Origin of the sequence: Kitasatospora sp. NPDC096128, from assembly GCF_040303105.1 — a bacterium.
Classification (GTDB): domain Bacteria; phylum Actinomycetota; class Actinomycetes; order Streptomycetales; family Streptomycetaceae; genus Kitasatospora.
The window spans coordinates 57,422-81,208 of the sequence record NZ_JBEOSP010000041.1 but is presented as its reverse complement, the minus strand read 5'-3'; the positions used below and the strand labels follow the sequence as shown (position 1 = coordinate 81,208).

Sequence of the window (23,787 nt, the reverse complement as noted above, 5' to 3'; positions counted from 1 at the left end):
TGGCACGCTGTTGAGTTCTCAAGGAACGGACGCTTCCTTCGGACCGCCTTCCAGCGGGCCCTCCGGGCGCTTCGTTCTTTCGTGTTTCCAGCTTACCAGATGTTTTCCGCTCCGTTTACCGGGGCTTTCCGCATCTGAAATCTGGTGTTAACCGCCGAGTTGCGGCGACTCGGCCAACCATAGCGGGTCGCCAGCCGGAGTGCGAATCGAGGCGCGCTCGGGGTCACCCGGGTGGCGGCATGATTTGTTGCTCTCGCGAGCATATACAGCAATGGTCCTGATTCGCCAAGATGCCTGTAGAGTGCGGCGCATCGACCAAGAGGACTAGACCAGTCGCGAGTCGATGTGACGCCGGTCGGTAGACGGGCGGGGGCGTGGGTCTTCGCCCAGGAATGTCGACAGATGTCCGAAGTTGACATGATTTAGGCTTCAGTTGATCGTGTGCCGCACCTCGCGGCCGCTCGCTGAAATGCGCACTTGGGAGGCACAACCATGACCACTGTGACGTCGCCGCTGACCGGGCAGGTCGTCGGGCTCGCCGGCGTGCCGGATCCGGTGTTCTCGGGTGCGATGGTCGGCCCGGGCACCGCGATCGACCCGGTTCGTGAGCCCACCGAGGCGGTCGCTCCGGTGGACGGCGTCGTCGTCTCCATGCACCCGCACGCCTTCGTGGTGGTGGACGCGGACGGGCACGGTGTGCTGACCCACCTCGGGATCGACACGGTGCAGCTGAACGGCGAGGGCTTCGAGCTGCTCGTCAACAAGGGCGACACGGTGACCCGCGGTCAGGCCGTCATCCGGTGGGACCCGGCTGCGGTCGAGGCTGCGGGCAAGTCGCCGATCTCGCCGATCGTGGCGCTGGAGGCCACTCCCGACTCGCTGGGTGGCCTGGTCGAGTCCGGCAAGGTCCAGGCGGGCGACGAGCTGTTCAGCTGGAGCTGACCCCTCAACCACCGACACACACCCGCCCCGCAGGAGTTGACGGGGCGACCCGGCACTCAGCGGTTCCCGGCGGGGCCGCTCCTCTCAGCGGAGATATAGGTACATGGAGAAGACACTGCGCGGCGTGGGTGTCAGCCACGGGGTCGCGATCGGCCAGGTGCGGCACATGGGCACGGCGGTGCTGGAGCCCCCGACCACCCAGATCCCGACCGAGGACGCCCCGCGCGAGCAGGCTCGCGCCCAGGCGGCCGTCGAGGCCGTCGCCGCCGACCTGATCGCACGCGGCAATCTGGCCGGCGGCGAGGCGCAGGCCGTGCTGGAGGCCCAGGCGCTGATGGCGCAGGACCCCGAGCTGATGGCCGACGTGTCCCGCCGGATCGCCGTCGGCAGCAGTGCCGAGCGCGGCGTGTACGACGCCTTCGCGGCGTACCGTGCGCTGCTGGCCTCCGCCGGGGAGTACCTGGCCGGGCGCGTCGCCGACCTGGACGACGTGCGGAACCGAATCGTGGCGCGCCTGCTGGGCGTGCCGATGCCGGGGGTGCCGGACAGCGACGAGCCGTACGTGCTGTTCGCACGGGACCTCGCGCCGGCCGACACCGCGCTGCTGGACCCGACGCTGGTGCTCGGCTTCGTGACCGAGGAGGGCGGGCCGACCAGCCACAGCGCCATCCTGGCGCGGGCCATGGGCGTGCCGGCCGTGGTCGCGCTGCCGGGGGCGACGGATGTCGCCGAGGGCACGGTCGTCGCGGTGGACGGCAGCTCGGGCGACGTGCTGCTGGACCCCTCGCAGGAGAAGCAGGACGAGCTGCGGGCGGTCGCCGCCGAGCGCAAGGCCGCGCTGGCCGCCTCCTCCGGCCCGGGGCAGACCTCGGACGGGCACCGGGTGCCGCTGCTGGCCAACGTCGGCGGCCCGGCGGACGTGCCGGCCGCGCTGGAGAACGGAGCGGAGGGCGTCGGCCTGTTCCGTACCGAGTTCCTGTTCCTGGACGACTCGGCGAAGGCTCCCTCCGAGGAGAAGCAGGTCGAGGCGTACCGCAAGGTGCTGGAAGCCTTCCCGGAGGGCCGGGTCGTGGTCCGGGTGCTGGACGCGGGCGCCGACAAGCCGCTGGACTTCCTGACCCCGGCCGACGAGCCGAACCCGGCGCTGGGCGTGCGCGGTCTGCGCACCCTGCTGGAGCACCCGGAGGTGCTGCGCACCCAGCTGCGGGCGCTGGCCACGGCGGCCGAGGGCCTGCCGGTGCACCTCGAGGTGATGGCCCCGATGGTGGCCGACCGCAAGGACGCCGCGGACTTCGCGGCCGCGTGCCGCGAGGCCGGCCTGGACGCCAAGTTCGGTGCGATGGTGGAGATCCCGTCGGCCGCGCTGCGCGCCCGGTCGATCCTCCAGGAGGTCGAGTTCCTCTCGCTGGGGACCAACGACCTCGCCCAGTACACCTTCGCCGCCGACCGCCAGGTCGGTGCGCTGGCCCGGCTGCAGGACCCGTGGCAGCCCGCTCTGCTGGACCTGGTCGCCTCGGCCGCCGAGGCGGCGCAGGCGGTCGGCAAGAGCTGCGGCGTCTGCGGCGAGGCGGCCTCGGACCCGCTGCTGGCCGTGGTGCTGACCGGTCTGGGCGTCACCAGCCTCTCCATGGGCTCGGCCTCGATCCCGTACGTGCGGAGCACCCTGGCGAAGTACACGCTGGCGCAGTGCCGCCGGGCGGCCGAGGCCGCCCGGGCCGCGGACAGCGCCGAGGAGGCGCGGGCCGCCGCCCAGCAGGTGCTCTCCGGCGAGTAGTAGACGAGTAGGAGACCGGTAGCCGCCGAAGGGGCGCCCCCACCACACCCGGTGGGGAGCGCCCCTTTCGGCGTTCCCGGGCCGGTCAGGCCTGGCGGTCGACCCGGAGCCGCTCGAAGAAGCGCAGGTGGTCGAGGTTGTCGACGGAGCCGGGGTTGACGGCCTGCTCCAGCGGGGTGCCGGAGAGGATCCGCTTGACCGGGACCTCGATGCGCTTGCCCGTGAGGGTGTGCGGCAGGCCGCGGACGGCGATCACCTCGTCCGGGACGTGGCGCGGGGAGAGCTCGGTGCGCAGCGTGGTGCGGATGCGGCCGATGAGGTCCTGGTCGAGTTCGGCGTCGCGGGCGAGGACGACGAACAGCGGCATCCAGTAGCCGCCGTCGGGCTCCTCCAGGCCGATGACCAGGGATTCGGCGATCTCGGGGAGGCGCTCGACCACCTCGTAGATGTCCGAGGAGCCCATCCGGACGCCCTGGCGGTTGAGGGTGGAGTCGGAGCGGCCGTGGATGACGACGGTGCCCCGGGAGGTGACGGTGATCCAGTCGCCGTGGCGCCAGATGCCGGGGTAGGTGTCGAAGTAGCTGTCGTGGTACCGGGTTCCCTCGGGGTCGTTCCAGAAACCGGTGGGCATCGACGGGATGGGCTCGGTGACGACGAGCTCGCCGACGGTGTCGGTGTGCGGGTGGCCCTGGACGTCCCAGGACTCGACGGCGGCGCCCAGGCAGGGGGCCTGGATCTCGCCGAGGTACACCGGCAGGGTGGGGACGCCGCCGACGAAGCACGAGCAGACGTCGGTGCCGCCGCTGACCGAGGCGAGCCAGACGTCCTGCTTGACCTCGTCGTAGATCCAGCGGAAGCCGTCGGGCGGCAGCGGGGAGCCGGTGGTGCCGATGCAGCGGACGGCGGAGAGGTCGAGTTCGCGGCCGGGGTGGAGCTCGGCCTTGCGGCTGGCGATGACGTACGCGGCGGAGGTGCCGAGCACGGTGGCGCCGGTGCGGGCGGCGACGGACCACAGGGCGCCGGTGTCGGGGTGGCCCGGGCTGCCGTCATAGGTGACGATCGTGGCCCCGACCAGGAGGCCGGCCAGCAGGAAGTTCCACATCATCCAGCCGGTGGAGGTGTACCAGAGGAAGCGGTCCTGGGGGCCGAGGTCGAGGTGGAGGCCGGCCTGCTTGAGGTGTTCGAGCAGGATGCCGCCCTGGCTCTGGACGATGGCCTTCGGCAGGCCGGTGGTGCCGGAGGAGTAGAGGACCCAGAGCGGGTGGTCGAAGGGGACGGGCTCGAACACCGGCTCCACGTCGTCGGCGACCAGGTCGTCCCACTGGAGGGCGCCCTCGGGGGCCGGGGCGCCGAGCAGCGGGACGTGCACCACGGTGTGCAGGCTCGGGAGTTCGCGGCGCAGCTCGGCGACGACCTCGGTGCGGTCGTGGTCCTTGCCGCCGTAGTGGTAGCCGTCGACGGCGAAGAGGACCGCGGGTTCGATCTGCTGGAGGCGGTCGAGGACGCTGCGGGCGCCGAAGTCGGGGGCGCAGCTGGTCCAGACGGCGCCGACGGCGGCGGTGGCGAGCAGGGCGACGGCGGCCTGCGGGATGTTGGGCAGGTAGGCGCTGACCCGGTCGCCGGGTCCGACGCCGCGGGCGCGCAGGGCGGCGGCCAGGGAGCCGACCTGGCGGCGCAGCTCGGACCAGGTGAGGACGGCCGGCTGCTCGGTGGTCTCGTCCAGGTGGAGGATCGCCGGGCGGTCGGCGTTCCCGGGGTCTTCCGCGGCGCGCAGGGCGTGCTCGGCGTAGTTGAGGCGGGCGCCGGGGAACCAGCGGGCGCCGGGCATCGCCCGGTCGGCGAGGACGGCCTCGGGGGCTTCGGTGAAGCGGACGTCGAACCACTGCGTCACCGCCGTCCAGAAGCGGTCGAGGTCAGCGGTGGACCAGGCGTGCAGGTCCGCGTAGCGCTGGGCGGCCTGCTGGTCGTCGGCGGCCGGGGCGAGCGGGGCGGCCGGGGCGCCGTGGTGTTCGGCGGCCCAGGCCTGGAAGGCGACCAGACTGGTGGCGGCGGCGCGAGCGGGGTTGGGGCGCCAGAGCGGCTGGTCCTGGGAAGGGGTGCTCACGGTGGTGGTCTCCCGGCCGGTGGTCGGGACGGGTGAGCTCGTGGCCAACCCGTCCGGTTGGGCTGTCGGTGCAGACCATGCCATGCGAGCGGCCGCTGCGCCAGGGTCGGCGGGTGGTGCCGGGGCCGCTCAGCGGGGGGTGAACTCGCCGTCGAACCAGCGGCGCAGGATGCCGTTGTGGAAGTCCCAGACGAGCGCGGTGTCGGCCGTGGCGAGCAGCCAGCCCTCGGTCTCGTCGGTGGGGAGCGAGGGCGGGAGCTCGGCGAGCGGGCGGGCGGGGAGCAGTCCGCAGAGCATCACGAAGCGGCCGTTGGGGTCGGAGGCGGTGTGGATCAGGCGGACGTCGGAGGCGTCGGCCAGGATGCCGGTCTCCTCGGCGAGTTCGCGCACGCAGGCCTGCTGCCAGCTCTCGCCGTAGTCCATGTAGCCGCCGGGGAAGGCGAGTTCGCCGTAGCCGGGTTCGATGGTGCGGCGGATGACGACCAGGGCCGGGTCGGCGTCGGGGCGGGTGACGGGGAGGACGGTGACGGCGACGGGCAGCGGGTTGCGGTAGCCGATCTCGGCGCAGCCGGGGCAGGTGCGGGGCCAGCCCTCGGTGCCGGGCGGGTACGGCGTGCCGCAGAAGTGGCAGTGGGAGAACGGCCGGTGGGCGGTGCGGGTCGCTTCGTCGGTGGTCATGGGCGGATGGTAGCCCGGTGCTCAGCGGGGCCGGTCGTCGGTGCCGGGTGCTTCGAGGCCCTGGCCGTCCTCGCGGGCCGGGCGGAGCAGCGCGGGGTGCAGCAGCTGGGCGTCGCCCGCGTGGTAGGTGCGGGCGCGGGGGCCGCCGCGGGCGCCGCCGCGCTCGGTGGTGGAGCCGGTGCTCTCGACGAAGCCGGGGACGGAGAGGACCTTGCGGTGGAAGTTGCCGGGGTGGAGCTTCTCGTCCCAGACGGCCTCGTAGACGGCGCGGAGGTCGGGGATGGTGAAGTCGTGGGGCAGGAAGGCGGTGGCGAGCGGGCTGTACTCCAGTTTGGCGCGCACCCGGTCGAGGCCGTCGGCCAGGATGCGGGCGTGGTCGAAGGCCAGCCGGATCGGGTGCGGTGCGACCGGCCGGGGGCCGGTGTGCCCGTCGACGCCACCCCCGTGGGTGTCGGCGGGCACACCGGCGGCTGGGGCGCGGTCGAGGGACCGCGGGGCCGGGTCGAGGTCGGCCACCGGGTGCCAGGCGGCGGCCGCGGCGTCCGTTCCGGCCTGCGGGTCGGGCAGGTCCGGGGCGAAGGCCAGGTAGGCGACGGAGACGACGTGCATCCGCGGATCCCGCTCGGGGGCGCCGTAGGTGCCGAGTTGTTCGAGGTGCAGGCGGCAGAGCGCGGCCTCGGCCTCGGAGACGCCCTGCAGGCCCGTCTCCTCGGCGAGTTCGCGGGCGGCGGCCTCGTCGAGGCCCTCCTCCCCCGCTCGCAGGAAGCCGCCGGGCAGCGCCCAGCAGCCCTGGTAGGGCGGGGCGCCGCGTTCGACCAGGAGCACGTGCAGTCGGCCGTGCCGCAGTGTCAGTGCCACCACGTCGACGGTGACGGCGATCGGGGCGTAGGCGCGCGGGTCGTACGCGGCGAGCCACTGCTGCTCGGCCGTGGGCCCGGCGGCGGGCTGGGGGGACGCGTCGTCCGCTGCCATCGCCGGCTCCTCTCCGCGCCCCTGGGGCACTTGGTGCTGTCGTTCTCGGGATGAGCACAACGTAACGACTTCGTTCCCCGGCGGCAAACGGTTTTCCCGGTCGTCGGAGGTCTCCGGCTTCTAGGCTGTGACCAGGAACGACCGCGCCCGAGGAGGCCGAGATGCCCACTGCTGCCCCGCCGGACTTCGCCGCCGCGCTGGCGGCCGGCCCGCTGGTCCTGGACGGCGGGATGTCCAACCAGTTGGCCTCCGCCGGGCACGACCTGTCGGACGCGCTGTGGTCGGCGCGGTTGCTCGCGGACGACCCGGAGGCGGTGGTGGCGGCGCACCGGGCGTACTTCGCGGCCGGGGCCGAGGTCGCGATCACGGCGAGCTACCAGGCGAGCTTCGAGGGCTTCGCCCGGCGCGGGGTGGGGCACGCGGCGGCGGCCCGGCTGCTGGCGAGCAGCGTGGAGCTGGCCAGGGAGGCGGCGCGGGCCGAGCCGGGCGGGCGGCGGCGCTGGGTGGCGGCCTCGGTCGGCCCGTACGGGGCGGTGCTGGCGGACGGTTCGGAGTACCGCGGCCGGTACGGGCTGGACCACGCGGAGCTGGTGGCGTTCCACCGGCCGCGGCTGGAGGTGCTGGCGGCGGCCCGGCCGGACGTGCTGGCGCTGGAGACGGTGCCGGACGCGGACGAGGCCCGGGCGCTGCTGGAGCTGGTGCGCGGTCTGGGGGTGCCGGCCTGGCTGTCGTACAGCGTGGCGGACGGCCGGACCAGGGCCGGGCAGCCGCTGGCCGAGGCGTTCGCGCTGGCCGCCGAGGCGGACGAGGTGCTGGCGGTGGGCGTCAACTGCTGCACCCCGCAGGACGCGGACCTGGCGGTGGCGGTGGCCGCCGAGGTGACCGGGAAGCCGGTGGTGGTCTACCCGAACAGCGGGGAGCGGTGGGACCCGGACCGCCGGGACTGGCGCGGGGAGTCGACCTTCCGCTCCGCCCGGGTGGGCGGCTGGCTGGCGGACGGCGCCCGGCTGGTCGGCGGCTGCTGCCGGGTGGGCACCGACGGGATCGCCGCGCTGGCGGCGGAGGTGACCGTACGGCGCGGGGTGCTGAGCGGGGCGGACAGCTGAGGCGTGTCCCGGCGGCGGGACGGAAGGTTAACACCCGGCTGAGTGCGGGTTACCGAGGGGGAAGGTGCACGGACGGACGGCGGCCTGGCAGACTCGTCCCGTCACCACTGCGGTCGACAATGTCGACCGCCTGTCGCCCGGAGGTATCCATGCCCGGCCCGATCCAGTCGCTCTCCCGGGCCGCCGCGATCATGCGCCTGCTGGCCGGCGGCGAGCGCCGCCTGGGGCTGTCCGAGGTCGCGACGGCGCTGGGCCTGGCCAAGGGCACCGCGCACGGCATCCTGCGCACGCTGCAGCAGGAGGGGTTCGTCGAGCAGGACCCGGAGAGCGGGAAGTACCAGCTGGGCGCCGAGCTGCTGCGGCTGGGGCAGAGCTACCTGGACGTGCACGAGCTGCGGGCGCGGGCACTGGTGTGGGCGGACGACCTGGCCAGGGCGGCCGGCGAGACCGTCTACCTGGGGGTGCTGCACCAGCAGGGCGTGCTGATCGTGCACCACGTGTTCCGGCCCGACGACACCCGGCAAGTGCTGGAGGTCGGTTCGATGCAGCCGCTGCACAGCACCGCGATCGGCAAGGTACTGGTGGCCTACGACCCGGTCGCGCGCGGGGAGTTGGGCGACGGGCCGTACGAGTCGTACACCGTGCGGACGTTGACCGGGGCGAGCGATCTGGACGCCGAGTGCGCGCTGATCCGCGAGCGCGGCTGGGCGGACTCGATCGAGGAGACCTGGGAGGGCGTGGCCTCGATCGCCGCGCTGATCCAGGACCGCCGGCGCAACCCGGTGGGCGCGGTGTGCATCAACGGGCCGGTGGAGCGGGTCTGCGAGGACGGCTTCGTGAAGCCCTCGCTGGTGGCCTCGGTGCGCAGCGCGGCGCGGGCGATCTCCCGCGACCTGGGCGCCGGGCGGTTCTGAGCAACGCGGTCGATTCGTCACGCTGAGGCGCGGACGGGCGGTGAGCCTGTCCGCGCCTTGGCGTTTTGCCCCGATTCAGGGCGCTCCGCTGGGTAACTTCGGGGCATGCGCCGAGGCAAGGGTCACAGCTGCGTAACCCCGCCTTGACGCGGGGGCGACCTGCGGAGGAAGCTTCCGCATGACGGTCGACATTGTCGAACGACGGCCGGGAAGATCACTCCCCCGATGCGCTCACCCGCACAGGGATCGACCCGCCGCCTGCCCCCACCCGCACCTCCGGGCCATGACAAGGGAGTCTTTGTGTCCGCGTTCTCCAACGGCGACGTCTTCGTCGGCGAAACCCTCGGCACCGCCGCCCTGATACTCCTCGGCGGCGGCGTCTGCGCCGCCGTGACGCTCAAGAAGTCGAAGGCCTTCAACGCCGGCTGGCTGGCGATCACCTTCGGCTGGGGCTTCGCGGTCCTGGTCGCCGCCTACATGTCGGCTTCGAAGTCCGGTGCCCACCTCAACCCGGCCGTCACCATCGCGCTCGCGGTCAAGAGCGGCGACTGGAGCCAGGTGCCGCTCTACATCGGCTCCCAGATGCTCGGCGCGATGATCGGCGCCACGCTCGTCTGGCTCACCTACCTCGGCCAGTTCCAGGCCAACGAGGAGCCCACCCTCGGCATCTTCTCGACCGGGCCCGAGATCCGGAACCCGTTCCAGAACGTGATCACCGAGGTCATCGGCACCTTCGTGCTCTGCATGGCGATCCTCACCCTCAACCCGGACCTCAAGGCCGGCGGCACCGTGATCGTCGCCCTCACCGTGGTCGGCATCGGCCTCTCCCTCGGTGGCCCCACCGGCTACGCGATCAACCCGGCCCGCGACCTCGGCCCGCGCATCATGCACTCCATCCTGCCGATCCCCGGCAAGGGCGGCTCCGACTGGTCCTACGCCTGGATCCCGGTCGTCGGCCCGATCCTGGGCGGCCTCGCCGCCGGCGGCGTGTACAACGCCCTGTTCTAAAGGCCCGGTTGGAAACCGCCGAGCACGGGGACTGACCGGACGTACGGGTACCGAACGTCCGTGTCAGGCCCACCCACCCCGTAACCCCCGAACTTGAGCCGAGGACCCTCCACATGACCTCCACTGGCAACTACATCGCCGCGATCGACCAGGGCACCACCTCCAGCCGCTGCATCATCTTCGGCGCCGACGGCCGGATCGTCTCCGTCGACCAGCAGGAGCACCGGCAGATCTTCCCCCAGCCCGGCTACGTCGAGCACGACGCCGCCGAGATCTGGACCCGGGTGCAGTCGGTCGTCCGCGGTGCGCTGGAGAAGGCCGGCCTGACCAAGGACGACATCCGCGCGATCGGCATCACCAACCAGCGCGAGACCACCGTCCTGTGGGACAAGAACACCGGTGAGCCGGTGCACAACGCGCTGGTGTGGCAGGACACCCGCACCGAGGCGCTCTGCCGCGAGCTGGGCCGCAACGTCGGCCAGGACCGCTTCCGCCGCGAGACCGGCCTCCCGCTGGCCAGCTACTTCGCCGGCCCGAAGATCCGCTGGCTGCTGGACAACGTCGAGGGCCTGCGCGAGCGCGCCGAGGCCGGCGACATCCTGTTCGGCACCATGGACACCTGGGTGATCTGGAACCTCACCGGCGGTGTGAACGGCGGCAAGCACGTCACCGACGTGACCAACGCCAGCCGCACCATGCTGATGAACCTGAACACCCTGGCCTGGGACGAGAAGATCGCCGACTCGATGGGCGTGCCGCTGGCCGTCCTCCCGGAGATCCGCTCCTCGGCCGAGGTCTACGGCGAGGCCGTCGGCGACCTGGCCGGCGTCCCGGTCGCCGCCGCGCTCGGCGACCAGCAGGCCGCGCTGTTCGGCCAGACCTGCTTCAACGAGGGCGAGGCCAAGTCCACCTACGGCACCGGCACCTTCCTGCTGCTGAACACCGGCGAGAAGATCGTCAACTCGTACCACGGCCTGCTCACCACGGTCGGCTACCGGATCGGCGACCAGGCCCCGGTGTACGCGCTGGAAGGCTCGATCGCCGTCACCGGCTCGCTCGTCCAGTGGCTGCGCGACCAGCTCGGCATCATCTCCACCGCCGCCGAGATCGAGACCCTCGCCAACACCGTCGAGGACAACGGCGGCGCCTACTTCGTCCCGGCCTTCTCCGGCCTGTTCGCCCCGTACTGGCGCTCCGACGCCCGCGGTGTGATCGCCGGTCTGACCCGGTACGTCACCAAGGGCCACCTGGCCCGGGCCGTCCTGGAGGCCACCGCCTGGCAGACCCGCGAGGTCGTCGACGCCATGCAGAAGGACTCCGGGGTCGAGCTCACCGCCCTCAAGGTCGACGGCGGCATGACCAGCAACAACCTGCTCATGCAGAACATCGCCGACGTCCTGAACGCCCCGGTCGAGCGCCCGTACGTGGCCGAGACCACCGCCCTCGGCGCCGCCTACGCGGCCGGTCTCGCCGTCGGCTTCTGGAACGACCTCGACACCCTGCGGGCCAACTGGCACCGCGCCGCCGAGTGGACCCCGCGCATGGACGAGGCCACCCGGGAGCGCGAGTACAAGAAGTGGCTCAAGGCCGTGGAGCGCACCATGGGCTGGGTGGAGGAGGAAGAGACCAACTGACCGACCAGCCGGCCGGGGCCCCGCGCCCCGGTCGGCCGCCCGCTGTTCCGGCACCGGGCGACACCGTGTTTCACCGGCCCGCCGCACCGGGCCGACCGGCCTCTCCAGCAGGGGCCGCACCGCACCCGAGAGGAGTAACGGCGCAGCCGGAACAGCGCGCCGTACACAACCACCATGGCAACCATCCCGACCCTGGGCGCCGAGCGCACCGCCGGCCGCACCGCCTCCCGCGCCGAGACCCGTGAACTGCTCGGCAAGGCCACCTACGACCTGCTGGTGATCGGGGGCGGCATCCTCGGCACGGCCGTCGCCTGGACCGCGTCCCAGGCCGGCCTGAAGGTCGCCATGGTCGACGCCGGCGACTTCGCCGGTGCCACCTCCAGCGCCTCCTCCAAGCTCGTCCACGGCGGTCTGCGCTACCTGCAGACCGGCGCGGTCAAGCTGGTCGCCGAGAACCACAAGGAGCGCCGCGCGCTCTCCACCGACGTGGCCCCGCACCTGGTCAACCCGCTGACCTTCTTCGTGCCGGTCTACAAGGGCGGCCCGCACGGCGCGGCCAAGCTCGGCGCCGGCGTGTTCCTGTACTCCGCGCTGTCCGCCTTCCGCGACGGCATGGGCCGGGTCTCCACCGCCGCGCACGCCGCCCAGCAGGTGCCCGCGCTGCGCACCGAGGGCCTGCGCTCGGTGGCCGTCTACGGCGACCACCAGATGAACGACTCGCGCGTCGCGGTGATGACCGTGCGCGCCGCCGTCGACGCCGGCGCCGTGGTGCTCAACCACGCCGAGGTCACCGGCCTGCGCTTCACGGGCAGCCGGGTCACCGGCGCCGAGCTGCGCGACCGCCTGGACGGCAGCGAGTTCGGCGTGAACGCCCGCCTGGTGCTCAACGCCACCGGCCCGTGGGTCGACCACCTGCGCAAGATGGAGGACGCCGGCGCCGCGCCGTCGATCCGCCTCTCCAAGGGCGCCCACGTCGTCGTCAAGCGCCGCTCGCCGTGGCGCGCCGCGCTGACCATCCCGATCGACAAGTACCGCGTCTCCTTCGCCATCCCGTGGGAGGACCACGTCCTCCTCGGCACCACCGACGAGGAGTACACCGGCGACCCGAAGGACGTCCGGGCCACCGACGCGGACATCGACCAGATCATGGGCGAGGCCGCGCACGCGATCCGCGACGAGCACCTCGACCGCGACCTGATCACCTACTCCTTCGCTGGCCTGCGCGTGCTCCCCGGCGGCCCCGGCGACACCGCCGCCGCCAAGCGCGAGACCGTCGTCACCGAGGGCCGCGGCGGCATGCTGTCGGTCTCCGGCGGCAAGTGGACCACGTACCGGCACATCGGCCGCGCCGTGCTGGAGAAGCTGGCCCACGTGCCCGGCACCGGCCTCGCCGAGGACATGTCCCCGATCGCCCCGACCGTCCCGCTGCCGGGCGTCGGCGCGCCGAACGCCGTCGCGCACCGCCTGCTGATCGACCGCGAGCCGGGCTCCCGGATGGAGCCGCTGGTCGCCAAGCACCTGGCCAGCCACTACGGCACGCTCTCCTTCGACATCGCCCGCATGATCGACGAGAACCCGGAACTCGGCCGGCCGATCCACGAGGACGGCCCGGACGTCTGGGCGCAGGTCGCCTACGCGGCCGAGAACGAGTGGGCGTACACCGCGGACGACGTGCTGCGGCGCCGCACCACCATGACGGTGCGCGGGCTGGACACGCCGGAGATCCGGGACGAGGTCGAGGCCTTCCTCGCGAAGCGCGGGACCAAGTAAGCACGGCCTCGCGAAGCGCGGGACCAAGTAAGCACGGCCTCGCGAAGCGCGGGACCAAGTAAGCACGGCCTCGCGAAGCGCGGGACCAGGCAGGAACGCAACTGCGGTACGGCGGGCGGGCGTTCGGGGTTTCCCCGGGCGCCCGCCCGGCGTTTGGGCAGGACCGTTTGGGCAGGACCTAGACGACGGCGCCGGCCTTCACCACGTGCCGGAGGTGCCGCTCGGGGCGGGTCAGTACGGTGAGGTCCGCCAGCGGGTCGCCGTCGACGACCAGCAGGTCCGCGTGCGCGCCCGGCGCGAGGGTGCCGATCTCCCCCGCCAGCCCGAGCAGCCGGGCCGCGGTGGTGGTGGCCGAGCGGAGCACGTCGGCGGCGGGCTGGACCTGGGCACGCAGGGTGAACTCCGCCAGCTGGGCGTGGTGCAGCGGGCCGAGCAGGTCGCTGCCGTAGACCAGGTTGACGCCCGCGCGGTGGGCGCGCTCCAGGGCCTCCAGGCCGCGGTCGCGCACCTCGGCGAGCTTGGCCAGTGAGGCCGGCGGCAGGCCGGAGGCGGCGCCGAGCTTCGCGGTCTGCTCGTAGGCGACCAGGGTGGGGACCAGGAAGGCATCCTTCTCCAGCAGCAGCGCGACGGTGGTGTCGTCCAGCAGGTTGCCGTGCTCGACGCAGCGCACGCCGGCCCGCAGGGCGCGGTCGATCGCCCGCGGGTGGTAGGCGTGCACGGTGACGTAGCGGTTGTGGTTCTCCGCCTCCTCGACGGCCGCCCGGATCTCCTCCTCGCTGTACTGGACCGCGGCGATCTCGTCGTGCGGGGAGGCGACGCCACCGGAGAGCAGCACCTTGAGGTGCCGGGCGCCCTTGCGGAACTCGTCCCGGGCGGCGGCGCGCACCCCGTCCACGCCGTCGGCGATCCGCCCGAAGTGGGGGCGGGCCTCGCAGCAGGGCAGCGAGTCGTCGCCCAGCGGGCGCAGGTCGCCGTGGCCGCCGGTCTGGGAGAACGCCTTGCCGCCGTGCAGCAGGCGGGGGCCGGGGACGAGGCCCTCGGCCAGGGCGCGGGCCATGCCGTGGTCGGCGCCGCCGACGTCGCGGACGGTGGTGAAGCCGCGGCGCAGCATGCGTTCGGCCTCGGCGAGGGCGCGGACGGTGGCGTAGCCGGGGGTCCAGTCCGCGACGTCGCGCAGGTCGAGCGAGGTGACCAGCAGGTGGACGTGGGCGTCGATCAGGCCGGGCAGCACGGTGCCGCCCCGCGCGTCGAGGATCCGGACCCCGTCGGTGGCGGCCGGCGGGCGGCCGGTGCCGGTGGCGGTGATCCGGCCGTCGGCGGCCTCCAGCCAGCCGGGCTCGGTGCGGGCGCCGTCCTCGGGGTGGAGGAGGTGGGCGTTGGTGATCAGCAGGCGGTGCATGGCTCAGTGCCCTTCGCAGTTCAGTACGGCTCGTATTGAATACGACTCGTACTGAATACACCATGTATCGTGCTGGTGTGAACCCACCCCCCGCCGACACCGCCGCTCCCCGCCCGCCCCGCCGACGCGTCCACACCAGGGCCCGGCTGCTCGCCGCGGCGGGCGAGCTGTTCCTCACCGTGGGCTTCGCCCGGACGAGCATCGAGGACGTCTGCGCCGCCGCCGGGTACACCCGCGGGGCCTTCTACTCGAACTTCGGCGGCAAGGAGGACCTGCTGCTGGCGCTCTTCGACGACCAGGCCGCCGAGCGGATGGCCGAGCTGGAGCGGCTCGCCGCCGCCTGCGAGGCGCTGGCGCCGCCGGAGCGCGCCCGGCTGCTGGTCGAGGCGCTGCTGCGGGTCGAGCCCGCGGAGACCGGGTGGATCCTGCTGTTCCTGGAGTTCCGGCTGGTCGCGGCCCGGTCCGAGGCGCTGGCCGAGCAGGTCGCCGCGCACGACCGGACGGTGGCGCGGGCGCTGGCGGACGTCCTGGAGCGGGCACTGCCGGAGCTGGTGCCGGCCGGGGCCGACGCCCGGCAGACGGCGGCGGTCGTCCTGGCCGCGCGGGAGGGGCTGCTGGCCCGGACGGCGGCGGGCGGTGCGGCGGCCGAGGACCTGCTGGCGGCGACCGCGGCGGTGCTGTCGGGGCTGCTGGGGCACTGAGGGCACCGGGGTCATCGACCGGAACGCCGAGGGGCGGCACCCGTTACGGGTGCCGCCCCTCGGCGGTGCTGCGGGTGGGCGCGCTAGATGATCAGGCTCAGCGGCATGATCAGCGCGATCGCGACCACCGAGATGATCGTCTCCATCACCGACCAGGACTTCAGCGTCTGCCCGACGCTCATCCCGAAGTACTCCTTCACCAGCCAGAAGCCGGCGTCGTTGACGTGCGACAGGAACAGCGAGCCGGCCCCGATCGCGAGCACCAGCAGGGCCGCGTGGGTCGAGGACATGTTCGCGGCGAGCGGGGAGACGATGCCGGCCGCGGTGATGGTGGCGACCGTCGCCGAGCCGGTGGCCAGGCGGATCAGCACGGCGATCAGCCAGCCCAGCAGCAGCGCCGAGATGTGCCACTTGCCGGACCACTCGCTCACCGCGTTGCCGACGCCCACGTCGATCAGGGTCTGCTTGAAGCCGCCACCCGCGCCCACGATGAAGACGATGCCGGCGATCGGACCGAGCGCCTTGCCGACGGTGTCGGAGATCCGGGCCTTGTCGAAGCCGGCCGCCCGGCCGAGGGTCAGCATGCCGAGCAGGGTCGCGGCGAGCAGGGCGATCAGCGGCGAGCCGACGAAGTCGAGGACCCGCTGGCCGGTCGCCTTCGGGTCGTCGATCACCACGTCGGCCAGCGCCTTGCCGAGCATCAGCACCACCGGCAGCAGGATGGTCGCCAGCACCGCGCCGAAGGACGGGGTGCGCTCCTGCTTGACGGCCTCCTCGGGGGCCGTGGCGGCCGGGATCTCCAGCGGGCCGACCCAGCGCTCGGCCACCCGGGCGAACAGCGGTCCGGCCACGATCAGGGTCGGGATCGCGATCAGCAGGCCGAGCGCCAGGGTGATGCCGAGGTCGGCCTTCAGCGCGTCGACGGCGACCAGCGGGCCCGGGTGCGGGGGCACCAGGCCGTGCAGCACCGACAGGCCGGCCAGGGCCGGGATGCCGACCCGCATCAGCGGCACGTTGCCGCGGCGGGCGACCAGCAGCACGATCGGGATCAGCAGGACCACGCCGACCTCGAAGAACAGCGGCAGGCCGAGCACGGCGGCGATCAGCGCCATCGCCCACGGCAGCGCCTTGTTGCCGGTCCGGGACAGCACGGTGTCGGCGATGATGTTGGCGCCGCCCGAGTCCGCGAGCAGCTTGCCGAGCATCGCGCCCAGGCCGATCAGCAGGCCGACGCTGGCCACGGTTGCGCCGAAGCCCGTGGAGAAGCTGTTCAGCAGCTTGTCGAAGGGGACGCCCGCGACGGCGGCCAGCAGGCCGGAGCCGAGCGTGAGGGCGAGGAACGGGTGCAGCTTCAGCTTGGTGATCAGCACGACGATCGCGCCGATGCTGAGCAGCACCGCGATCAGCAGCTGGGAGTCGCTGCCGGTGTGCGGCAGGGCCGGTGGGGGGGCCGCGGCCAGGAGGGTGGGGGCGATGCTCACGCGAGGTCTCCATTGACGGGCCGCAGCAGCGCCACGGCCATCTCGACGAGTTCTTCGGGGGACGGGCCCACGTCCAGGACGGCGCCGCGCTCGTCCGCACCCAGGGGCTCCAGGGCGGCGTACTGGGATCCGAGCAGCGACGTCGGCATGAAGTGGCCGGAGCGGTGCGAGAGCCGGTCCTCGACCAGCTCGTGGCCACCGCTGAGGTGCAGGAAGAAGGCGCCCGGGGCGTCCGCGCGCAGGATGTCGCGGTAGCCGTGCTTCAACGCCGAGCAGGTGACCACGCCGCCGGTGCCGGCCTCGGTGCGCTCCTTGAGCCAGGCGCCGATGGCGCGCAGCCAGGGTGCACGGTCCCGGTCGTCCAGCGGGGTGCCGGCGGACATCTTGGCGATGTTGGCCGGCGGGTGGAACTCGTCCGCCTCGGCGAAGGGGAGGTCGAGGCGGTCGGCCAGGAGGCGGGCCAGGGTGGTCTTGCCGACACCGGAGACGCCCATCACCACGACGGTGAGGGGGGTGCCCGGCAGGGCGCGGTTCTCGACGTTGAGAGCCATCGGTGGTGCTCCTTCGTTGCAGGCCGCCACTATCGCCTCAAAGATATGACGTATTCAAGTGGGGGAAACCAAATCGTCATACTTTTACTTCCTCGCCGCGAGGGACCCGCGGGCGGGGTGGGGGCTGGTGACGGGTGGCGTCTAGGCTGGGCGGATGGAGATCCAGGGGCTGCCCGGTCGGGTGCTTGACGAGCTCGGGCCGGCGATCGCCTCCGGGGAGATCCCCGAGGGCGCGGTGCTGCGCGGGGAGGACCTGGAGGGACGGTTCGGGGTGTCCCGGACGGTCGTCCGGGAGGCGGTGCGCATCCTGGAGGGGATGCGCCTGGTGGCGTCCCGGCGACGGGTCGGGATCACCGTCCAGCCGAAGTCGCTCTGGGACGTGTTCGACCCGATGGTGATCCGCTGGCGCCTGGCCGGCGCGGACCGGCCCGCCCAGCTGCGCTCGCTCGGCTCACTGCGGGTGGCCGTCGAACCGGCCGCGGCCGCGCTCGCCGCGAGCCACGCGACCGACGACGACCGGCGCGAACTCAGCTCGCTGGCCGTGGAATTGACGGTCGCCGCCCGGGAGGCCGACCTCACCACCTTCCTCGGGTACGACATCGCCTTCCACGCCCTCGTACTGCGCGCCTCCGGGAACGAGATGTTCGCCCATCTCGGCGACACCGTCGGGGCGGTGCTCACCGGCCGCACCGAGTACCATCTGATGCCCCATCAGCCGGAGCCGTACGCGATCAGGCTGCACCGGGAGGTCGCCGACGCGATCTGCGGCGGGGACGCCGCGCACGCCGAGCGGGCGATGCGGACGATCGTCACCGGCGCCCTGGAGGAGCTCAACCTGCAGCTGGACTAGCCCCCGGCGGCCGCCCGCCCGGATGACACGGTTTGGCGGCAGTTCGGTGGATTCGGACGCATGGTCCGGGTTCGACGGGGCAGAGTGAGGCGAGGGGGCGCATTTCGTGTGCACCCTTCCCGTGTCCACCACCCGTCCACCACCGAACCCGCGCCTGGGGGTCGCCCGATGCCCGTGCCACGCCGACGCCGACGCCGACGCCGCCTGCCCGACGAGGTGCGCTCCGCCGCCGTCCGGGCGGTGCTCTGCCTCTCCTTCACGCTGGTGGGCGTGGTGGTCGCGACCCTGGCCTCGTACGCGGGCAGTTGGCTGATGACACCCGCGCTGATGGCGATGGGGCTCGGGGTGTTCGGCACGATGTGGTGCCTGCTGGAGATCCTGGTCTCCCGCCAGGTCGCCGCCCAGCGGATGCGCGGGCCGAACTCCGCGTCGCCGATGGCGGGCAGCCGGGGCGCCCCCGAGCCGCTGGCCGCCCGCCCGTTCCCCCGGCCGGGCCCGCGGACCTGACCCCGCCCGGGGAACCTCCGCGGACCGTACGGCGATCGGCGGATCGTCAGAGAACGATCCGGTAGTGGGTGGTGAGTCGGCCGTCGCCGTCCAGGACGTGGAAGGCGAGCATCGGCGGGTGGTCGAAGGTGATGCCGCGGCCGCCCTCGCAGGGCAGCGCGATGGTGGAGACCACCCCGGGTGCGACCAGCAGCGGCAGGCCCGCGAAGGTGGTCGCGGCGGGGGTGTGGGAGTGCCCGCAGAGCAGCGCGGCGACCCGGGGGTGGCGGCGCAGCACCTCCGCCAGGCGCGCCTCGCCGAACTGGCGGATCCCGTCGACGTACGGGACGTGCAGTTCGACCGGCGGGTGGTGGAAGGCCACCAGCGCGGGCAACTCCTGGCGGCCGGACGTCAGTTGGGCGTCCAGCCAGGCCAGGGTCGGGTCGTCCAGCAGGCCGTCGTGCTGCCCGGGTATCGAGGAGTCGAGCATCAGCACGTCGGCGCCGGCCAGTCGGTGCAAGCGGTTGACCGGCTCCGCCGAGGGCTCCTCGCCGAGCAGCACCTGCCGGTACGGCGCCCGGACGTCGTGGTTGCCGGGGCAGGTGAGCACCGGGTGCCGCGAGGTCAGCGCCTTGGCGACCTGCTCGTACTCCTCGGGCAGGCCGTGGTCGGCGAGGTCGCCGGTCACCAGCACCGCGTCCAGCGGGCCGGGCAGGGCGTTGAGGTACGCCATCACCTGCTCGGCCCGCCGCCGGGCGCGCTTGCCGCCGTCCCGGCTGTGGACCTGGCCGAGGTGGATGTCACTGAGGTGCGCGATCGTCAGCATGGCGATCACGCTAACCAGTTCACGGCTGGGCGGGAACCTCCGCGGGGCGCTTGAACATCCGGGTGGCGGTGATCTCGCCGTGGATGGTCGGGCCGTCCGGGTCCTGGGGGGCGGGCAGGCCGGGGCGCAGGTGCTCCTCCACCGAGATGTACTTGAGGCCGGCCCGCAGGTCGGCGTCGTTGCGCAGCCGGATCACCAGCGGGAACTCGGCGAGCGCGGTGGTGTCGAACAGGCCGGTGGTGTAGATGAGCTGGACGCCGAGCGCGTCCGCGACCGCGCGCTGGAGCTCCAGCAGATAGGTGGCGTTGGCGCGGCCGATCGGGTTGTCGAGGAACAGCGTGCCGGCGTGCCGCAGTTGGGACTGGCCGCGGTCGTTGGCACGCAGCGCGGCCATCGTGCAGTAGAGCGCGATAGCGGCGGTGAGCAGCTGGCCGCCGGAGAAGACGTCGGACATCTGGCCGACGCTCACCCGCTCGGCACGCAGCACCGCGTCGGGCTTGAGGATCTCGACGCTGACGCCCTTGGGGCCGATCGCGGCGGCGACGCCGCGCAGCAGCAGGGACATGCCGTCGCGGCGCAGGTCGCTGTTCTTCCGGACGGCGGCACGGGTGGCCTCGTCGATGACCTCGCCGAGGCGCTCGACCAGGGTGGCGTGGTCCGGGTCCTCGAAGCGGATCCGCAGGAACTCCTGTCCGGACCACTCCCCCAGGCCCTCGGGCAGCCGGGACAGCCGCTGGGCGGCGCGCAGGGTGGTGAGCGAGGACTCGACCAGTCCGCGCAGCCGGTCGACGATCGAGCCGCGGTTCTTCTCCAGCTGGGTCAGCTCGTCGGTGAGCACCCGCAGCCGGGGGGCGAAGGCGGCGGCCCAGGCGGCGGCGTGCTCGGGCAGCGCGGAGGCGGGCAGTTCGCGGATCTGCTGGCGGGCGGGGGTGCGGACGGCCTCGTAGCGGGCGGCGTTGGCGTGCCGGACCAGCGCGTCGGAGGCGTCCCGGACGGCGAGTTCGGCGGAGGACAGCTCGCCGACGGCGGTCCGCAGGCCGCGGCGGGCGTCGGTGGAGGCGTTGCGGGCCTCGGGCAGCGAGCCGAGGTAGGGCTCGACCGGCTGGCCGTCCTCCTCCTGCTGCTCGCGCAGGCCGTCGCGCAGCTGGCCGGCCAGCTCGTCGAAGTCGGCGCCGGCGGACTGGGCGGCGTCGAAGGTGCGCTGCAGGTCGGCGTGGGCGGTGCGGGCGGTGTCGACGGCCTCGCGGCACTCGGCGAGCCGGCCGGTGGCGGTGCGCAGCAGGGCCTGGGCGTGCTCGGGGTCGGTGGGGACGAGGTCCTCGGGCAGTTCGGTGTGCGCCTCGCCGTCGGCGGGAGCGGAGCGTTCGACCTCGCCGCGCAGCCGGCCGAGCTGCTCGCTGGCGGCGGCGGAGCGGGCCTCGATGGTGGCGACCAGTTCCTCGGCGCGGGCGACGGCGGCCTGGCGGGCGGGGCCGTCGGCGCCGTCGGGGCTGCCGAGGAGTTCCTCGGCGCGGGTGCGGACCTTGTTGGTGAGGCGGTCGAGCTCGGTCGCGGCGGCGGCCTCGTCGCCTTCGGCGCGGGCCTGCTCGGCGCGCAGGTCGGCGCCGACGCCGACCTTCTCGTACAGCTGGGAGGCGGCCCGGTAGGCCTCGCGCAGGGCGGGCAGCGCGGCGGGGGCGGTCTGCCCGGCGGGCTCGTCGGCCTGCTCGGCGGCGGGGATCTCGGCGCGTTCGGCGCGCAGCGCGCGCACGGTGCGGCGGGCGTCGTCGGCGGCGCGCTGGGCGGCGCGGCGGTCCTCGTCGCAGGTGCGGGCGCGTTCGGCGCAGACGGCCTGGCGGCGGTCGCACTCGGCGGCGTCCTCGGCGAGTTCGCGCTGGCGGCGGGCCCAGTTGGCGCGCTCGCGCAGGCGGAAGGCGAGGCCGGAGAGGGCGTCGGCGCGGCGGCGGGCACGCTGGGCGGTCTCGCGGTGCTCCTCGTGGGCGGAGGCGGCGGCCGCGTGGTCGGTCTCGGCCTCGTCGTGGTCGGCGCGCAGGGTGGCCAGGGCGGCGGCGGCCTGCTCGGCGTGCTCGCGGGCGGCTTCGGCGGCGGCGGCGAGTTCGGCGAGGGTGCCGGGCGGGCAGCTGGCGTGCCAGGAGGCGAGGCGGGCGGCGAGGGCGCGGTCGGCGCCGAGCCGGCCGGCGAGTTCGCGGATGTGCTCCTCGCGGGCGGCGGCGCGGGCGCGCAGTTCGCGGCGCTCGCCGTCGGCGGCGGACTCGTCGTGCATGGCCGGGTTCGGCGGCACCAGGAAGAAGGCGGGCTCGTCGGTGATCGGGGCGATCAGCGAGGCGGCGGCGCCGACGGCGACGGTGGAGCGCGGCAGCAGGGCGGCGGCCTGGAGGGCCTCGCGGGCGCGTTCCAGCGAGGACGGGTCGGTGACGACCACGCCGTCGACGAGTTCGGGGCGGGCGGCGAGGATCGCCTCGTGGTCGGTGGGGTCGACGGACTGGGCGAGGTAGCGCCAGCCGGGCAGGGCGGGGATGCCGTGCTCGGCGAGGTACTCGACGGTGGCCAGCACGTCGGGGCCGGGCGGCAGCAGGCCGCCGTCGCCGAGGGCGGCGAGGATCCGGGAGTCGTCGGCGGCCGCGGTGCGCAGGTCGAACAGGGTGCGTTCGGCGGTCGCGATGGCCTCGTCGAGGAGTTCGCGCAGGTACTCGGCGTTGCGGTCGAGCACGGCGGGGGTGAGGAAGCCGGCGTCCTCCTCGGCGTCCTCCTGGTAAGGGGTGAGGGAGAGCAGGTCGGCGAGCCGCTGCTCGGTGGCGAGCAGGGCGGCGGTGCGCTGCTCGGCGGCCAGCGCGCGGGCGGCGTCCTTGCGGGCGTCGCCGGCCCGCTCGGCGGCGAGTTCGGCGCGGGAGGTGGCGGCGGCGGCCTCGCGCAGCCGGACGGCGCCGGCCTCGGCCGCGGCGCGGGCCTGGGCGAGGGCCGCGGCGGCGGCCTTCTCCACGTCGGCGGCGTGCAGGGCGGCGCGGGCCGGGTCCACGTCGCCGTCGGAGTCGATGAAGCCGGCCTCGACGGCGGCCTCGGTCTCCTGCTCGACCTCGGCGAGGCGCTGGCGCAGGTGCTCGGCCTCGCTGCGGGCCTTCTGGGCGGCGGTGGCGGCCTCGGTGGCGTCGGACTGTGCCTTGGCGCCGTCCTCCTGGAGCTCGCTCGCGCGCTGCTCCTCGGTGTCGGCGCGGGTTTCGGCGGCCGCGGCGGCGGCCTCCAGGGCGCGGGCGAGCGCGCTGGCGGCGCGGGCGCGGGCGGCGAGCGCGGGGGCGGCGTCGAGTTCGGCCTCGCGGATCGCGGCGGCGACCCGGGCGACCCGGTCGGCGGCGGCGCGCTGGCGCAGTACGGCCTCGGCGGCCTGCCAGGCGGAGTGCAGGGTGCGGGCGTCGATGAGCTCGCGGCGCAGGGCGGCGGCCTCGGCGGTGGCCGCGGCGAGGCTCAGGGTGGCGTGCCGGTGGGTGAGTTCGTCGGCGATCAGGCCGTGCCGGGTGCGGTCGGACTCGGCGGCGGTGACGGCGGCCGCGGCGGCGGCGACCTCGACGGCGAGGTCCTGGGCGCGGTCGCGCTCGGCGGCGGCCCGGGAGGTGAGGGCGTGGGCGAGGCGGCGGGCGCGGCGTTCGGCGGTGCGGTGGGCCTCGCGGACGGTCTCGCGGGCGGCGGTGGCCTCGACGATGCGTTCCAGCAGGTCGAGCGAGCCGGCGGTGAAGTCGCGTTCGGCGGTGAGTTCGGAGCGCAGGCCGAGCTTGGCGGCGAAGCCGTGGACGAGGTCGGCCAGGCCGTCGGTGTCCCGGGTGTCGGTGACGGCGCGCAGCAGCAGGTCGGTGAAGTCCTTGTCCTGCTTGACCGCGAAGAGGCCGGCCGCCTCGCCCTCGTCGGCGTTCATCTCGCGCTGGTAGCGGAAGAGTTCGGGGTCGAGGCCGAGTTCGCCGAGGTGTTCGGTCCAGCGGTCGTGGCCGTCCTCGAAGACCAGGTCGAGGTGCGGGTGCGCCTTGCCGGCCTCGGTGAGGGCGTCACGGAAGCCCTTCATGGTGCGGCGGCGGCCGCGGGCCTTCTGGTCGCCGGCCAGGCTGACCCGTTCGGCGACCGGCAGGGAGTCGAGGGTGAGGCCGGGGCCGGGGCGGAAGGAGTACCAGGTCTCGGCGAACTTGCGCGGGTCGGAGGAGACCTGGCGGCCGCGCCACTCGCTGACCTTGCCGACCACGATCAGTTCGCCGGTGACGGTGTGCTGCCACTCCAGGGCGACGTGGCCGCAGTCGTCGGCGAGCAGGAACTTGCGCAGCACGCCGGAACTGGCGCCGCCGAGGGTGTTGCGGTGGCCGGGGAGCATCACCGAGAAGATCAGCTTGAGCAGGACGGACTTGCCGCCGCCGTTCTCCAGGAAGAGCACGCCGGCCGGCGCGGGGCGGCGGACCGGGCCCTCGGTGTCCTCGCCGAACAGGCCGATCTGCTGCGGGGCCGGGTCGGCGACGGGCTCGCCGACGCCGCGCAGGTCGAGCACCGTGTCGGCGTAGCGCGCGCCGGCCGGTCCGATCGAGTAGAGGCGGACCCGGTTGAGCTCGTACATGTGCGG

Annotated in this window: 18 protein-coding genes; 10 read left to right on the top strand and 8 right to left on the bottom strand. The window is 73.9% G+C overall.

Going from position 1 to position 23,787, the window contains the following annotated elements; genetic code table 11:
• Positions 1-492 precede the first annotated feature (492 nt).
• A complete protein-coding gene (locus ABTY61_RS33605) occupies positions 493-942 on the top strand; it encodes a PTS sugar transporter subunit IIA (RefSeq protein WP_350508929.1) in 450 nt (149 codons plus the stop codon).
• A 103-nt stretch (positions 943-1,045) separates the two neighbouring features.
• Positions 1,046-2,716 (top strand): phosphoenolpyruvate--protein phosphotransferase, encoded by a 1,671-nt coding sequence (gene ptsP / locus ABTY61_RS33600; RefSeq protein ID WP_350508928.1) that lies wholly within the window; start codon positions 1,046-1,048, stop codon positions 2,714-2,716.
• An 85-nt stretch (positions 2,717-2,801) separates the two neighbouring features.
• On the opposite strand, the gene ABTY61_RS33595 is transcribed toward ptsP, so the two are convergent.
• The 3 genes from ABTY61_RS33595 to ABTY61_RS33585 form a co-directional block, all read right to left on the bottom strand.
• On the bottom strand, positions 2,802-4,820 hold the full coding sequence (locus ABTY61_RS33595; protein ID WP_350508927.1) for an acetoacetate--CoA ligase: 2,019 nt from the start codon (positions 4,818-4,820) through the stop codon (positions 2,802-2,804).
• A gap of 129 nt (positions 4,821-4,949) precedes the next feature.
• Complete coding sequence (locus ABTY61_RS33590) at positions 4,950-5,498, bottom strand: NUDIX domain-containing protein (RefSeq protein ID WP_350508926.1); 549 nt, start codon at positions 5,496-5,498, stop codon at positions 4,950-4,952.
• A gap of 21 nt (positions 5,499-5,519) precedes the next feature.
• Positions 5,520-6,470 (bottom strand): NUDIX hydrolase, encoded by a 951-nt coding sequence (locus ABTY61_RS33585; RefSeq protein WP_350508925.1) that lies wholly within the window; start codon positions 6,468-6,470, stop codon positions 5,520-5,522.
• A gap of 161 nt (positions 6,471-6,631) precedes the next feature.
• Here ABTY61_RS33585 and mmuM point away from each other — a divergent pair, with 161 nt between their 5' ends.
• From mmuM to ABTY61_RS33560, 5 genes are all read left to right on the top strand, one after another.
• A complete protein-coding gene (gene mmuM, locus ABTY61_RS33580; protein WP_350508924.1) occupies positions 6,632-7,576 on the top strand; it encodes a homocysteine S-methyltransferase in 945 nt (314 codons plus the stop codon).
• 149 nt (positions 7,577-7,725) lie between these two features.
• Entirely contained in the window at positions 7,726-8,490 is a 765-nt protein-coding gene (locus ABTY61_RS33575; protein WP_350508923.1) for an IclR family transcriptional regulator, read from the top strand.
• Between the two features lie 300 nt (positions 8,491-8,790).
• Positions 8,791-9,498 (top strand): MIP/aquaporin family protein, encoded by a 708-nt coding sequence (locus tag ABTY61_RS33570; RefSeq protein ID WP_350508922.1) that lies wholly within the window; start codon positions 8,791-8,793, stop codon positions 9,496-9,498.
• 113 nt (positions 9,499-9,611) lie between these two features.
• Complete coding sequence (gene glpK, locus ABTY61_RS33565; protein ID WP_350508921.1) at positions 9,612-11,132, top strand: glycerol kinase GlpK; 1,521 nt, start codon at positions 9,612-9,614, stop codon at positions 11,130-11,132.
• 174 nt (positions 11,133-11,306) lie between these two features.
• Positions 11,307-12,902: a glycerol-3-phosphate dehydrogenase/oxidase gene (locus ABTY61_RS33560; RefSeq protein WP_350508920.1), complete on the top strand. Its 1,596-nt coding sequence runs from the start codon at positions 11,307-11,309 to the stop codon at positions 12,900-12,902.
• Positions 12,903-13,080: 178 nt separating this feature from the next.
• Here ABTY61_RS33560 and ABTY61_RS33555 read toward each other — a convergent pair whose 3' ends face one another.
• Complete coding sequence (locus tag ABTY61_RS33555) at positions 13,081-14,301, bottom strand: metal-dependent hydrolase family protein (RefSeq protein ID WP_350508919.1); 1,221 nt, start codon at positions 14,299-14,301, stop codon at positions 13,081-13,083.
• Positions 14,302-14,378: 77 nt separating this feature from the next.
• On the opposite strand from ABTY61_RS33555, the gene ABTY61_RS33550 reads away from it, so the two are divergent.
• Positions 14,379-15,002: a TetR/AcrR family transcriptional regulator gene (locus ABTY61_RS33550; RefSeq protein WP_350508918.1), complete on the top strand. Its 624-nt coding sequence runs from the start codon at positions 14,379-14,381 to the stop codon at positions 15,000-15,002.
• Positions 15,003-15,085: 83 nt separating this feature from the next.
• Here the strand turns inward: ABTY61_RS33550 and ABTY61_RS33545 are convergent, their stop codons facing one another.
• Both ABTY61_RS33545 and ABTY61_RS33540 read right to left on the bottom strand, forming a co-directional pair.
• Complete coding sequence (locus tag ABTY61_RS33545; RefSeq protein WP_350508936.1) at positions 15,086-16,477, bottom strand: GntT/GntP/DsdX family permease; 1,392 nt, start codon at positions 16,475-16,477, stop codon at positions 15,086-15,088.
• 2 nt (positions 16,478-16,479) lie between these two features.
• Positions 16,480-17,034 carry a gluconokinase gene (locus ABTY61_RS33540; RefSeq protein ID WP_350508917.1) on the bottom strand — a complete coding sequence of 185 codons (555 nt, stop codon included), beginning with the start codon at positions 17,032-17,034 and terminating at the stop codon, positions 16,480-16,482.
• Between the two features lie 154 nt (positions 17,035-17,188).
• Between ABTY61_RS33540 and ABTY61_RS33535 the strand changes: the two genes are divergently transcribed.
• Positions 17,189-17,884 (top strand): FadR/GntR family transcriptional regulator, encoded by a 696-nt coding sequence (locus ABTY61_RS33535; protein ID WP_350508916.1) that lies wholly within the window; start codon positions 17,189-17,191, stop codon positions 17,882-17,884.
• Between the two features lie 168 nt (positions 17,885-18,052).
• The gene (locus ABTY61_RS33530) at positions 18,053-18,391 is read left to right on the top strand and encodes a hypothetical protein (RefSeq protein ID WP_350508915.1); all 339 of its coding nucleotides are present in this window, start codon (positions 18,053-18,055) and stop codon (positions 18,389-18,391) included.
• Between the two features lie 46 nt (positions 18,392-18,437).
• Here the strand turns inward: ABTY61_RS33530 and ABTY61_RS33525 are convergent, their stop codons facing one another.
• Positions 18,438-19,196, bottom strand: coding sequence for a phosphodiesterase (locus tag ABTY61_RS33525; protein ID WP_350508914.1), 759 nt, complete (start codon positions 19,194-19,196; stop codon positions 18,438-18,440).
• A 19-nt stretch (positions 19,197-19,215) separates the two neighbouring features.
• Entirely contained in the window at positions 19,216-23,781 is a 4,566-nt protein-coding gene (locus ABTY61_RS33520) for a hypothetical protein (protein ID WP_350508913.1), read from the bottom strand.
• Between the last annotated feature and the right edge of the window lie 6 nt (positions 23,782-23,787).